This window comes from Pelotomaculum sp. FP, assembly GCF_004369245.1.
In the GTDB taxonomy this organism is placed as follows: Bacteria; Bacillota; Desulfotomaculia; order Desulfotomaculales; family Pelotomaculaceae; genus Pelotomaculum_C; species Pelotomaculum_C schinkii.
In genome coordinates this window covers 1-12,944 of record NZ_QFGB01000087.1, presented here as the reverse complement: position 1 = coordinate 12,944, position 12,944 = coordinate 1, and the positions used below count along the sequence as shown (strand labels likewise).

Here is a 12,944-nt window from a genome sequence, read left to right as displayed (position 1 = left end):
CGGCGAAGTGTTTAATCCCTGCGACCTTTTTCAGGTCGATATACCGATAGAGCTTCGCAATAAGCAAAAGGAGAAAGCTTTGAGGCAGGCTGCCAAACTTTTGATTACCCAAGGCGTTATAAGCCCCCAGCATATCACGCTGCCCGCTTAACCCATTCTACGCTCTGCTTCTGTTAGGGCTTGTTTGCTATACTCTTTTTTAACCTCAGGGGCCTTCAACCCTTGCTGTGAATGTTTTCACGCTAACCTCATTATTCGTAATTATTAAATATAAGTATATACACATATTTGACTTCTGTCAAAAATCAAGGAGAACCGTTCCAATACCAGTTGAGGTTGTAAGTGAGCTTAAGTCATATAAAGCAAAACAAGCAGAGGACAAGCTATTCTTTGGTCAAACTTACCATAAAAATGATTTAGTGTTTTGCTCCAGTGATGGCAGGCCTATTGACCCAAGAAATTTCACGAGGCAGTTTGAAGGCTTATTAAAGAAGGCTGGTTTACCAAGAGTTAGCTTCCACGACATGAGACATTATGGTGAGAGATATAAAATGGTGAGTGGCGACTGCAAGCCAGCTAAACCGCCGGCTTACCCATCGATTCACTCACCATTTGATCATTACCTGCTAAGTGAGCTAAGATACTCCATTAGATTTTTGTCATCGGACCAATCCGGCAGTTCACTTGTCGGCAGGATGTCAATATATGCTGCCTCCAGCGCTTTCCGCCGCGTCTCGGTGTCTGCTTTGGCATAAATCTGGGTTGTGCTGCAATCGTTATGCCCAAGAAAATGCTTGATGTAGATCAGGTTAACGCCAGATTGCAGCAGGTGGACACTTTTGCTGTGCCGAAACACGTGCGGCGTAACAGGAAAGCGCACCTCGAACCCTTCGTGCTGGCTTGCCAAATCGACATATTTGTCGATGATGTAAGATATGCCCCAGCGTGTTAGTTGCTGCTTCCTCTGGTTCACAAACACATACTGCTCGCCGTTGCTGACCCCGTTGTTGCCTGGACTGCAGCGTAAATACGATTCCAAAAGGTTTTTCGTTTTCTCCGTGATTGGAACATGGCGAGTCTTTTGCCCTTTGCCATGCAAAGTGATCACGGAAGGCTTGTCCAAGCGCAAATCCTTAACCTTCAAGTCTATGATTTCCTGAACCCTCGCGGCGCTGTCGTACAATACAGCCATTAACACCATATTCCGCATCCCCTTTTGGGTTGAAGGGTCAGGCATCGACAGCAGTATTCTCATTTCTTCACCAGTCAGGAACGGCACGACTGTCTTCGCGCACTTCTTGTCCGGGATGTTCAGGATCTTCTGAAACTCAAATAGATTCTCGGGCGACTGCTTTTGCACAAACCTGACAAACGAATGGATGGCCACCAGCCGTTGGTTTCGGGTCGTCACCCCACAATCCCGTGCGGATTCAAGCCTGTCCAAGAAATCAACGATCGTGTTGCGGGTCAGATCCGCCATGGACAGGCGGTCCGGCTTGATCGCCTTCGCCTGCTCAAAGAAAGAGAGCAGGAGTTTGAACGTTACGGAATAAGACTGGAGCAAGAGGAAAGTAGAAGGGTATACTGCTGCAGGGAGGGGGTGTAATTATGTGTTAGTAGTAAAAGCCTGGGGTATACTCTCCAGGCAAAATTATTAATACATTCATAAAATATATACATGGCTTTTTCTCTCCTTTTTAATTTTAGTAAATTTTAGTATAATAAAGAAATTGAAAGAAAACTGAAGATATTAGCAGTTTTCTGATTAAAAATGCAATTAGAAGCAAATTAAAGCAAATAAAGGCAAACCAAAACAAATAAAAGCAAATAAGTTAGCGAGTTTTTGCCGATTTTGACTTGAATTATAATGCTTCGAAATGTTAAAATTGGAGGAGCAAAGCCATGGATGACAGAGAAATCCTGACAATTGAACAAGTAGCTGAATTACTCCAAATGAATTATTATACTGTGTATCGAAAGGTAGCCAGTGGTGAGATACCGGCTAGTAAGATAGGCCGCAGCTGGCGAGTATTAAAAAAGGATGTATTAAAATACGTTGAAAAGTTAAAGACAAAAAAATAGACCCTCGAATTTGTTTAGTATTGGAGGGTACAGAATGCCGGAATAAAAATAACTTTGTTTGATAATTAAAGTTCTAAAAAGCGGGTACGATTATAGTAATAGAGGGTCTTTTTTTAAAAACCGCATATTTTTTTAGAAAAATAGAAGCCCTTTAGTCTTCAAAAAGACGCGGTTTTCAGGAGGCGGTCTTATTTGACAGATAAATGGAACAAGCTACGTATTAAGGCGGGGGGCGTGGAACAATCATCAAAGAGTCTGCAGCAGATTATCGCCGAAAACGACCTTGAACTAGAAGAATTACTTAATCTAAATGATGAAGACTGTCATAAGGAGATTGTAAACCTGTAGAGAATACTCTACAGGTTTTTCATTGTTGGTATCAGCTGGTTAAATTGTTTGACAATTCTATTGGTGTAGTAATTGGTGTACTACCGGCTTAGTAAACTTGGGAATGTGGTGGACCTAAGGGGATTCGAACCCCTGACCTCTTGAATGCGAACCAAGCGCTCTCCCAACTGAGCTATAGGCCCATGTTTTTTAATTTTCGAGACATCTAATATCTTATCATATCAGTCTCGTAGATGCAAGGTTGTAGTTAAGGGAACAAGACGGCAAGAAAAACAGTCTTAACGCCGAAGACAAGTAGGATTTTGCCCGTGAACCATGAATAGTATAAGAAAAGGTCCTGGGGAGATGTTGTTTTAGGTGGTAATATTCAACCCGTTTGACCACATCAACAAAAAGGATATCAAAAAGCGCATTCAAAAGCTGAAGAAGAAAAGGTCCAATCTCAGCTATGAGGAGCTTTGCGGGTTGCTAATAAAGAAAAAGAGCAGGTTGTGTGCTCTGGCCGGCGGGACGACGGCGCTCCCTGGAATTGTTCCAGGGGTCGGGACGCTTGTCGCCGTTGTTGGCGGAACCCTTCTCGATATGACCGCAATGGCTTTTTTTATTACCGAATTAATTCTGGAAGTGGCTGCGGTATATGATCGTGACCTGGATGAATCCGGGACCTCGCGGGAGGCGGTGTGGGTCCTGGTTTCATCGGTCGGAGCCGGCGCTGCCGGCAGTGGTCTGACCAACTTTACAATAAGCCAGCTAACAAGCAATGCCTTTAAAAGACTGGTTGAGCAGGCCCTGGTGGCATTGGGAATCAGGGCTTCGCAGCGATCCTTTTTGCGGATTATCCCGTTAGTCGGCATGTTTATCGCCGGAGGAGTTAATTACTACACCTGCCAAAAGGTAGGTAGTTTTGTCTCCAAATATTATTCTGAAAACGGTTACGCAGATACCTGGGATGGACAAACTCTCGACGTGGAAGTGGAAGTAAAGGGAGAATAAAAAGCAGGCTTTCAATGCCTGCCAACCGTTGCCATATTATTTATCCTGCTTGTCAGGATATCTTTTGCAGGGATTCCTGCTGCTTGAGTCGCCTTCCAACAATTTCTTCAGAATAGTCGCAGGATATCAGATAAACATTTACCCACAATTCATGTTCATTGGGCTTGCCTTCCAGTTCCTTGGCCAGGTCTTTGAATTTCTTGGTCACTCTGTCTTTGAAAGCTGAAAACTCCCCGAGAAGATCAACAATATCCCGCTGGGTGTAAGATGCCCCCTCACGTAAAATTTTTGCCAAGTGTATCCCCCCTAATACTATATAGCTAATTATAGATAAATTGGAATAATTTGTTAAGGGGGCTAAATTGTCTTATTATGGGCTATAACAGGTTTTAAACAATAAATCAAAAGGGGCCGCGTGTGGCCCCTTCAATGGGAGGTAATTAGAAACTGCTGCCGATGTACTGGGTTCCCAGCATATTGGCGGATTGAGTTCCAACCATTCCCGTACCAAACTGGTTTGGTGCTGACAGGCTTGTGCCAAATTGGTTTGGTGTTGACAGGCTTGTACCAAATTGGTTTGGTGTTGACAGGCTTGTACCAAATTGGTTTGGTGTTGACAGGCTTGTACCAAATTGGTTTGGTGCTGACAGGCTTGTGCCAAATTGGTTTGGTGCTGACAGGCTTGTGCCAAATTGGTTTGGTGCTGACAGGCTTGTACCAAATTGGTTGGGCGTTGACAGGCTTGTGCTGTAGCTAGGGATATACTGGCTGCCGGTAATACCGGTCGTACCATACTGGTAAGGAATGTTCTGGGTGATCCCGGTTGCATAAGTTGCGGCGCCGTAGCTTTGGGGCATAAACTGCTTGTTTTGATTGCTGAGATACTGGCTGGAAATGGAAATATCCTGAGGATTTAAGCCTTGCCCCCAATAGTTGGCGAGCGAGCTGAGGTCAGTAGGGGCAACCTGGGTGCTTCCGTAAGAACTAAACTGGTTCGGGTTGTAGAGACCAGCAGTTGCCATTGTTCCTATTGTGCCCATGTTGCCGAACTGTCCCGTAGCAAACTGGCTGCCGATGTTTGCGCCATACTGGCCGCTTGTAAAAGGCCTGTTGACCATCTGAGAGCTCACCTGCTGCGCAACATTGCTGATAACGTTGACTTCCTGGTTGATGCGGTTGCACATCTGCTGAATGTTTTGCAGCTGTTGGGTTGAGATAACCTCATTCTGCTGCAGGCGCTGCAGTTGTGCGGCATTGTTGGCCTCTGCTCTCTGCAGTTGGTTGGCGACCTGGTTGATGGTGCTTACTTCTTGTCTTAAATCCTGGATCTGCTTGTGAAGCTGAAATAATTGGTCCATATTGTTTCCTCCTTGATGGGATTAAGGCTTATCGCCTATTACCAAATATTATTCTTCATTGCCCATCAGGTTATTAGTGGAGGATAATGGTAATTGCTGATTTATGCTTTGTTTTCAAAAGTGGCACAGTTGGTATCCTGGCATTCATTTGCTCCACGGCCTGTAACTTTAATCCTGTCGGCTTCACATAAATTTCCGTCAGCCCAGAAATGACATGAATTAACGATGCAGGAAACCGAGGGGTTGATTTGTTGACCCGGCGTGAACAGGGAAGATACGACTCCGCCCCAGTTGACGTTGTCCATAGAGCCGAGCAGATTGGCCAGGCCTTTTTTCCTGGCAAAGCTTTTGCACTCAGTGTGGGCATCGCTCTGCGTCATGCGGCCTTCTTCTTCATGGAGGATATCAATATTGGCTGCGCTGCAGAGGTTTCCGCTCATCCAGTGGGTACAAGTATCCACCTCGCACTCAATTAATGGCTCGCCCAATTAAAATCACCTCATTAGTTTTTTTTTAGCTTTCCCCAGAGGTCAAAGTCTATGCGAGAGGATTTGCTGGATAGAGCTAGAAGGATCATAGAAAAGATGATTATCTGTTTTTCTTTAACCGGCTGAGCTGGGTTGTACCGTTTGAGTTGAGTGTAAAACCTTCCAAACCGGGGGAAGTGGCTGCAAATTTGAGGCTATGGTTTAAAAAAAACCAGGGCGCCTCTTCAACAATAATCTTTTCAGCCTTCTTGTATAGCTGTTCCCGTAAACCAGGGTCGGGTTCCTGCTGCGCTCTGATGAAGAGCTGGTCCGCTTCGCTATTTTTGTAGCGGGACGTATTCAGTCCGCTTTCGATCTGGGAAGAAGAAAGCAGGGTATACAGGAAGTTGTCCGGGTCGCCATTGTCGCTAATCCAGCCGTAAAGATATGCGTCACCTTCTGATTTTAGCAGCGCTTCCTTATACTGCTGCCAGGGGTAGGCTTTTATTTCTGTCTCAATCCCAATTGTGGCGAGGTCGGCTTTTATGGCTGCGGCCAGTTTCTCTCCACCGGCCGGGTTGTAGGGTCTGGTATTGGTATAGGTAATAAGAGTGAACTTCATCCCACTGGAGTAGCCGCTTTGTGCCAGCAGTTCCTTGGCGCCGGACGGGTCATAGGGGATGGCCCGGGTTCCGGGATCGTATCCCAGGACACCAGGCGGCAGCGGGCCGTTGGCCTCAACACATGCTCCCTTAAATATAACAGAGTTGATATGGCTGCGGTCGATGGCCATGCTGAAGGCCCTGCGCACTGCCAAGTTATCAAAGGGTTTTTTGTGAGTAAAGAAGCCGAGGTAGCCCAGGTCCAGGCCGGGAGTTTGATAAACCGGGCAGTTTTTTTCCTGCAGAAAGCGGGCGTCAGCCGGGGTAATTCCGTCTATGATATCGACCAGCGCCACCTTAAGAGCCAATGCCCTGAGCCTGCTGTTGTTGATGACCTTGAAAACCAGGCTGCCGTATTCAGGAGAGTTGCCCCAATAGTCCTTATTGGCTCTTAATACTATGTTTTTATTTTTTTGCCAACTGTGAAAGCAGAAAGGCCCTGTCCCCACCGGGTACTCGCCGAATTTCTCACCCAGCGTTGAGGCCGCGGAGGGACTGACGATGGGTGCGGCGTTAGGCATGGCCAGGTTGTTTAAGAACGGGGCGTATGGGTATTTTAGTAGAAATTTGACCGTATAGGGGTCGGGACACTGGACCTTGTCTACCATGCCGAAAATAAAGGAAGCGTAGGTTGCCCTTTCCGGGGATTGGGGCGACAGCTGCCTTTCTATGCTAAACCTTACCGCTTCTGAATTGAAGGGAGTGTCGTCGTGAAACTTAACATTTCTCCTGAGGTAAAAGGTCCAAACCAGCCCGTCGGAAGACACCCGCCAGGTTTCGGCAAGGCTGGGCTCAATTTCATTTGTGCCTGGTTTAAAACGGACCAGCCCCTCAAAAATGTTGGAGATTACCTTATACGATTCCTCCTCCTGGGCTAATGCCGGATCAAGGGTCGTGGAGTCCTGTTCTCTGGCATAGACAATTGTGCCGCTCGGCCATCCCAGCAGGCGACCAGTAACCTGTACAGCGCTGGAATTAAAAACAAGATAGACCGGCAACAGTAAGAGCAAAATAATAGATAGAATTTTTAATCTCAAGAGCATTATATCCCCACCCCCAGTTAATTAATTATAAAATACTGGATATAATGTTAAATACCTCCTTTTGTGGGGTTGTATAATCATGTAAGATTGAGGCGAATGAGAGAAATGACGATATACTTTGGCCCGGCAGGGGCATCCGAGAGTTTCTATGCGCAAGGACACAAGTCTTCCCTGGACATGTCGGAGTGGCTGGCCAAACTCGGGTTAAACGCCTACGAGTACCAGAGTACCAGGGGTGTCAAAATCGGTGGGGAAATGGCAGTCAAATTGGGTCAACTGGCTTCCCAACAGGGGATCAGGTTGAGCATGCATGCGCCTTATTACATAAATCTGGCCGCCAGGGATGAGGAAATGAAGAGAAAGACGAAGGCGCACCTGCTGAATGCACTGAAGGCAGCAAGCTTGATGGGTGCGAAAGTGGTAGTGTTCCACCCCGGTTCAGGCAGCGGTGGTGACCGTAAGGAGATCCTGGCGGGAGCCAAAAGCTTCCTGAAAGAAATATTGAACGAGGCGGAAGCGGAAGGTACCGGCACTGTTCAACTGGCGCCGGAGACTATGGGCAAGAGAAACCAGCTCGGCTCTTTGGAGGAAATACTGGAACTGTGTGAACTTGGACCAAGACTGGTACCTGCAGTGGATTTTGGGCATCTTAACGCGCTAAGCGGCGGCGCTTTGGTGGATAGGCCGGCTTTTGCCGCTATCCTGGAGCTCATCCAGGAACGGCTGGGCCGGGCATATATACAGAACCTGCATATCCATTTCAGTCCTGTTGAGTTTACCGGAGCTGGAGAAAAGAAGCACGGTACAACCCTTGATACAAATTTGGGACCTGACTTTGCGCCGCTTGCTGAAATACTGGTAGAGTGGGGTTTAACTCCGACGATCATTTGTGAATCGGCAGGGCGGCAAGCAGAAGACGCTATTGTGTACAGGGATATTTACTACCGGCTGAAAGAAGAAAAGAAAAAGGCATAGAAAGAGGAGCAAAGGACTCCTATAGCAGGAAGTCCTTTGCTGTTTCCCTTTGCAGTTTAAAAACCAGGTCCCGGTGGCGGCTAATGGACCTCTACATCCTTGGCCCCATTGTCGCGAAGGAAACCGGCAGCTTTATTGACCTTGCCTTCATCGCTCCGCACGGAGGCCAGTATTTTACCCTCCTTGACTTTCCCTTCATAAAACCTGCTTCGTTCTGCCGGCACTCCCCAGTCGATCAGGCCGCCGGCAATTCCACCGGTGGCGGCCCCTGAGAGAATACCGGCAATCGGCCCGGCAGCTACAATAGGGCCTATGCCGGGGATGGCCAGCGCGCCGGCCCCCATGGCCAGACCCGCCAGACCGCCCAGCACACCTCCTGTACTAACCCCGGAAGCGACACTCCCGCCAGTTACATCCTGGGGGCCGCCTGCCCTGGTCCGGTCAGATGCGACTACCGATATTTCATCGTAAAAACCGTTGTTGCGGAGAGCTGAGACTGCTTTTTCGGCTTGATCCCTGGAATCAAAAGTACCGATTACAGTTTTAAGCAATGATATACCCCCTTGTTATAAGCTTTGAACCCTTTTATCTTGCCACAGGGGTTAGGGTCATATTCATCATCTTTGTAGCGTGTGGCTTTTCCAGATAGTGCAAAATTACGGTTTATTTTTTTTTTACTTCTGATATAATATTGTATGTTTGCGAAGAATTTAGCAACAAACATTACAAGGAGGCAAGAAAATGCTGCCGACACCTAAAAAGTTCTTTATCACAGCAGGTAGCGCCGAAGGGAAGAATCATTTGAATGCCTTCGATAATGCCCTTATGGAAGCAAAAATCGGCAACCTGAACCTGATGAGGGTATCCAGTATTTTACCTCCGGGAGTAGAGTATTGTCCACAAATGGAAATACCGCCTGGTTCTCTCGTGCCTACTGCCTACGGCTATATTATCAGCGATGTTCCGGGAGAAATGATTTCCGCTGCTGTAGGAGTTGGTTTTTCCAAGGATACCTTCGGGGTTATTATGGAGTTCTCGGGTAGATGTGGTAAAGACCAGGCTGAAAAGGCCATTAAGAGTATGCTTGAGGAAGCCTTTGCAACAAGGGGTATGGAACTGGCAGGCATCAAGATGGCATCAACGGAACACCAGGTAGAAACCATAGGTTGTGCCCTGGCTGCGGTACCCCTCTGGTATTAATAAATATGAATGATGGAGGAGCAGATAATGGAATCAAAGTTGGCTTTATGGGTTAAGGAGCAGCAAACGGACAATTTGGCCCTGTCGTGCCGGGTCTCTAAGGTCCTGCACCGCGAGAAGACCCCTTTTCAGGATATGGCGGTAGTTGATACGCTTCAGTATGGACGGATGCTGGTGCTGGATAATATTATCCAGACCACGGTGGGTGATGAATTTGTATACCATGAAATGATTACCCACGTTGCGCTCAATACCCACCCTTCACCGAAAAGAGTGCTGGTTATAGGAGGCGGGGACGGCGGAGCCGTACGTGAAATTGTTAAACACACGTCCATTGAAAAAGTTGTGCACTGCGAGATTGACGGAGCGGTCATTGAGGTTGCGAAAAAGTACTTGCCCGAAATCAGCTGCGCCTTGGACAACCCCAAGGTCGAAATTATTATTGACGATGGTATTAAACACGTCAGGGAAAACAAACAAACCTACGATGTTATTGTGGTAGATTCGCCTGACCCGATTGGCCCGGCCGAGGGGCTGTTCAGCGCCGGATTTTACGAAGATCTTGCGGCAGCGCTGAAAGACGACGGGATTTTTGTCGCCCAGACGGAATCACCTTTCATAAACCGTGACCTTATCCCAAGGCTGTATCGTGACATAGCGGGGATATTTCCAATAACGCGTCTTTTCCTGGCGAACGTGCCTACATATCCCGGCGGACTGTGGAGTTTTACTATGGGCTCCAAGAAGTATGACCCGCTGGGGGTGGATCGGAAGAAGATACCCGAGTTGAAGACCAGGTACTACAGTCCGGCCATCCACCAGGCATGCTTTGTGCTGCCGCCCTTTGTGCAGGAGCTGCTGAAGTAGAAATTAGTCATAGTAGGCGCACCTGTGGATTTAACAACCGTTTCCGGCCAGGTACCGGAAAGAGGTCTCGACAGGTGCGCCTGATTTTTCATGGCCTAAGGGAAGTTATATGTGGTGGTCGATTCTCGCTTTAGAATGTTGGAGTAGAAGCTTGAATAAACTATATCAAGACCCAGATAATAGGGAGCAGGCCGAGGAAGTCCAGTGGTTGCGCAGAAAAATACTGTTTTTAATAAAAAACCATTTGACTTCGGAAGCCGGATTAGGTATACTAGTCAATGTCAGTAATGACCCCCTAGGCCAACGGAAATGGGGCAAGCACGGAGCTGTGGTGTAGTGGCCTAACATGCCTGCCTGTCACGCAGGAGATCGCGGGTTCGACTCCCGTCAGCTCCGCCACTTTTCAAGCCACGGTAGCTCAGTTGGTAGAGCAGCGGACTGAAAATCCGCGTGTCGCTGGTTCGATTCCGGCCCGTGGCACCAACTTGACAGTAATCGCAAAATTTGATAAAATATACTCCATGCGGAAGTAGCTCAGTGGTAGAGCATCGCCTTGCCAAGGCGAGGGTCGCGAGTTCGAATCTCGTCTTCCGCTCCATTTGATCGGCGACATAGCCAAGTGGTAAGGCAGAGGACTGCAAATCCTCCATTCCCCGGTTCAAATCCGGGTGTCGCCTCCACGTATAGCCGGGGATAATTTTTCCCCGGCTTCAGCCTTTTTTAACGCTTCTATTACAAGATGGCTTGATTGATCGACGGGTGAAGGCCAGAAGTATATATGTAGCATATTCTGAACCGGATCGTATTGCAATTGCTTCACAAAGCCTTTAACTGCCATTTTCTTTTCATAGTTATCAATGTTTTTGCTTCGTAAAACAGAATCCAGGGAATTAATTTTTTTCAATACCATAGCCTTGTCAATTATTATGGATTCTGGCTTATCTACTTTAATTTCTTCTAGATCCCGGAGTAAAGAAGATTTTTCTTGTTGCAATTTATCCATCTCTTTTATAAGGGTTGGCATAACGTTGCTGTCCTGTGCATGCTTAATTGCCTCTAGAATATTGTTTATAGAATTTTGTTTTTCATCAATTAGTTTTTGTAAACGTCTTTCAGCTTCCAGTTGATCACTGCTATCATCTTTTAATATTTTTTCTGCTTCCTCGACTATTTTTTCAAGCATGGCCGGGGTAAAAAAACCTTTGATATATTCGATCACAACTTTTTCAATTTCATCCTGGGCCAGGTGGGCATTGTTGTCACAACTAGCCTGGTTGTCCCTATTGGAGCAAATGTAATATAGATAGCCTCCGGATGGCGATCCTTTCATAGGTCCACCACAGCGGAGACATACAAACATATTTTCTCCAATAAGATTTTTGCCTGTAAAAAGATAACGACTATTTTCTGCCCGGGGTGCTCTGAAACCGGGCTTTTTTCTTTTTTCCATAAGTGGCCCCTTCACCTTTACCAGTTCTGCAAACTCCTCATCTGAAATAATTTTCGGGTGCGCATTTTCTATGCGAAGCCATTCCTCTTGGTTCTTCCATTTCTGTCCGGTACCTACCAGGTCCTTGCCGGTACGGTTAAAATACCCTATGCCATTATAATAACCTTCCAAGGCTTTTACGCACATTTCCCTAATTGATGATAGACTCCATGGTTTCCCCCTTGCATTAAGTATCAGATCGCGCCGACCGTCCCACTTTGGTTCTGTTGACTGAAGGTGGTTTATTATGGTTTTAAGGGTCATATTCCTCTTATGCCAACAGGTTAAAACTACATACCGTACGATCAATGCCTGTTCTTCCACCACGTCCCATAATAATTTTATAATGTCTTTACCGCGAGCGTCTTTACCTCTGATTACACGAATGTTTTTATAACCGTAGGCGGGAGGTCCACCATTACGGTAGCAATAGCCGGTTTCCGGATCGCGCTCCTGGAAGTTGCGCAACATGCCTCGCATGGTCCAATAGGCTGTTTCAACAGAACGAGCTTCATCTTTAGTTTCGCTCATGCCTTCCCACCATACACCCATGATGGATTTACGGTCATACTCAGGTTCACTGACACCAATTACCTCAACACCATGTTTCCGGAGATCATTTGCCCATGTAACACGCAGCACTTTACGCCGGGCAAATCTGCTTTTTTCATCTACCAAAAAAAGACTTATGCGCTGATCGGATTTTGCCTTTTCCAGCAAACGAAGGACCCTGGAATCCTCATCCAGGCCACGGTAGGCAGAGTGGTGGATACTTTCCCTATCCACGATAATAACATTATTTTTTTGTGCCCACCTATCAATGCGATTGTCTTGTTCAGGTACCGAATTACCTTTTATGAACTGGTCTTCTGTTGATACCCGCGCCAGAGCTACGGCATAGCACGTTTTTTCTTTTTTTTCTTTATTGGTATTACGAAAGCTAAATTGCATTATGCACCTCAAATTAGTCTATTTCCGTGCATCCATTTATCTAAAAGTTTTTGATACATAGTACGGTTACTTTTTATTTTCATTTTATTTGCCATCTAAGAATCTAATATTACCGTCAGCCTTGAAATATTTCTTGTAAACTTCTGGCTTTAGAAAATCACGGAACTTTAGTTTTACCCCAAGCTTTCTAAAGCGCATTTTCAAGATGTATATTTTTTTGGACATAAACCACTCGGTAACAAACAATTGTTCTGCTAAGTGAGTAACTGTGTTGTAACCGTCCAATACTGTCTTAATCAAATTAACGTCAGGTATGAGGTAATCTGTTGCCCAAACAGATGCCCGGTATTCATCTTTACTCATAGCGACTTCATTACCGTAGCTATTAAGCCCCTTAATTGAGTTTGAGCCATACCCCCTTATTAATATAAACTAATATTAACGGAGGGGTATGGATGAAACGTAAAAGATATCCTCAGGATTTCAAAGAGCAGCTTGTTAAAGAAGCC

The 12,944-nt window shown here is 46.3% G+C and carries 14 protein-coding genes and 5 tRNA genes; 10 read left to right on the top strand and 9 right to left on the bottom strand.

Annotation, left to right across the window (positions count from 1 at the left end):
- Window positions 1–619 precede the first annotated feature (619 nt).
- Window positions 620–1,564: a tyrosine-type recombinase/integrase gene (locus Psfp_RS19975; protein WP_134220270.1), complete on the bottom strand. Its 945-nt coding sequence runs from the start codon at window positions 1,562–1,564 to the stop codon at window positions 620–622.
- Window positions 1,565–1,902: 338 nt separating this feature from the next.
- Here Psfp_RS19975 and Psfp_RS19970 point away from each other — a divergent pair, with 338 nt between their 5' ends.
- Together Psfp_RS19970 and Psfp_RS21910 are read left to right on the top strand one after the other, a co-directional pair.
- Window positions 1,903–2,082: a helix-turn-helix domain-containing protein gene (locus Psfp_RS19970; RefSeq protein ID WP_134220269.1), complete on the top strand. Its 180-nt coding sequence runs from the start codon at window positions 1,903–1,905 to the stop codon at window positions 2,080–2,082.
- Between the two features lie 192 nt (window positions 2,083–2,274).
- Window positions 2,275–2,430: a hypothetical protein gene (locus Psfp_RS21910; RefSeq protein WP_192895555.1), complete on the top strand. Its 156-nt coding sequence runs from the start codon at window positions 2,275–2,277 to the stop codon at window positions 2,428–2,430.
- Window positions 2,431–2,536: 106 nt separating this feature from the next.
- On the opposite strand, the gene Psfp_RS19965 is transcribed toward Psfp_RS21910, so the two are convergent.
- Window positions 2,537–2,612 (bottom strand) — tRNA-Ala (locus tag Psfp_RS19965).
- A 175-nt stretch (window positions 2,613–2,787) separates the two neighbouring features.
- Between Psfp_RS19965 and Psfp_RS19960 the strand changes: the two genes are divergently transcribed.
- Entirely contained in the window at window positions 2,788–3,423 is a 636-nt protein-coding gene (locus tag Psfp_RS19960) for a hypothetical protein (RefSeq protein ID WP_134220268.1), read from the top strand.
- A gap of 52 nt (window positions 3,424–3,475) precedes the next feature.
- Here the strand turns inward: Psfp_RS19960 and Psfp_RS19955 are convergent, their stop codons facing one another.
- The 4 genes from Psfp_RS19955 to Psfp_RS19940 form a co-directional block, all read right to left on the bottom strand.
- Window positions 3,476–3,718 carry a hypothetical protein gene (locus tag Psfp_RS19955; protein ID WP_134220267.1) on the bottom strand — a complete coding sequence of 81 codons (243 nt, stop codon included), beginning with the start codon at window positions 3,716–3,718 and terminating at the stop codon, window positions 3,476–3,478.
- Between the two features lie 145 nt (window positions 3,719–3,863).
- Window positions 3,864–4,781, bottom strand: coding sequence for a hypothetical protein (locus tag Psfp_RS19950; protein ID WP_134220266.1), 918 nt, complete (start codon window positions 4,779–4,781; stop codon window positions 3,864–3,866).
- Window positions 4,782–4,882: 101 nt separating this feature from the next.
- Complete coding sequence (locus tag Psfp_RS19945) at window positions 4,883–5,269, bottom strand: DUF1540 domain-containing protein (RefSeq protein ID WP_134220265.1); 387 nt, start codon at window positions 5,267–5,269, stop codon at window positions 4,883–4,885.
- Between the two features lie 100 nt (window positions 5,270–5,369).
- Window positions 5,370–6,953, bottom strand: a complete 1,584-nt coding sequence (locus Psfp_RS19940) for an ABC transporter substrate-binding protein (RefSeq protein WP_134220264.1) — start codon at window positions 6,951–6,953, stop codon at window positions 5,370–5,372.
- 96 nt (window positions 6,954–7,049) lie between these two features.
- Between Psfp_RS19940 and Psfp_RS19935 the strand changes: the two genes are divergently transcribed.
- Complete coding sequence (locus Psfp_RS19935) at window positions 7,050–7,928, top strand: TIM barrel protein (RefSeq protein ID WP_348981172.1); 879 nt, start codon at window positions 7,050–7,052, stop codon at window positions 7,926–7,928.
- An 80-nt stretch (window positions 7,929–8,008) separates the two neighbouring features.
- On the opposite strand, the gene Psfp_RS19930 is transcribed toward Psfp_RS19935, so the two are convergent.
- Window positions 8,009–8,479, bottom strand: coding sequence for a general stress protein (locus tag Psfp_RS19930; RefSeq protein WP_134220262.1), 471 nt, complete (start codon window positions 8,477–8,479; stop codon window positions 8,009–8,011).
- A 190-nt stretch (window positions 8,480–8,669) separates the two neighbouring features.
- Between Psfp_RS19930 and Psfp_RS19925 the strand changes: the two genes are divergently transcribed.
- The 6 genes from Psfp_RS19925 to Psfp_RS19900 all read left to right on the top strand — a co-directional run bounded on the left by Psfp_RS19925 (window position 8,670) and on the right by Psfp_RS19900 (window position 10,675).
- Window positions 8,670–9,128 (top strand): arginine decarboxylase, pyruvoyl-dependent, encoded by a 459-nt coding sequence (locus tag Psfp_RS19925; protein ID WP_134220261.1) that lies wholly within the window; start codon window positions 8,670–8,672, stop codon window positions 9,126–9,128.
- Window positions 9,129–9,167: 39 nt separating this feature from the next.
- On the top strand, window positions 9,168–9,995 hold the full coding sequence (gene speE, locus Psfp_RS19920; protein ID WP_192895556.1) for a polyamine aminopropyltransferase: 828 nt from the start codon (window positions 9,168–9,170) through the stop codon (window positions 9,993–9,995).
- A 322-nt stretch (window positions 9,996–10,317) separates the two neighbouring features.
- A tRNA-Asp gene (locus tag Psfp_RS19915) sits at window positions 10,318–10,394 on the top strand.
- Between the two features lie 8 nt (window positions 10,395–10,402).
- Window positions 10,403–10,478 (top strand) — tRNA-Phe (locus tag Psfp_RS19910).
- A gap of 40 nt (window positions 10,479–10,518) precedes the next feature.
- Window positions 10,519–10,593, top strand: a tRNA-Gly gene (locus Psfp_RS19905).
- 7 nt (window positions 10,594–10,600) lie between these two features.
- Window positions 10,601–10,675: transfer RNA gene (locus Psfp_RS19900), tRNA-Cys, on the top strand.
- Here Psfp_RS19900 and Psfp_RS19895 read toward each other — a convergent pair.
- Window positions 10,654–12,435, bottom strand: a complete 1,782-nt coding sequence (locus tag Psfp_RS19895) for a recombinase zinc beta ribbon domain-containing protein (RefSeq protein ID WP_134220259.1) — start codon at window positions 12,433–12,435, stop codon at window positions 10,654–10,656. The genes Psfp_RS19900 and Psfp_RS19895 overlap by 22 nt on opposite strands.
- Before the next feature lie 84 nt (window positions 12,436–12,519).
- Entirely contained in the window at window positions 12,520–12,798 is a 279-nt protein-coding gene (locus tag Psfp_RS19890; RefSeq protein WP_134220258.1) for a hypothetical protein, read from the bottom strand.
- Window positions 12,799–12,944 lie beyond the last annotated feature (146 nt).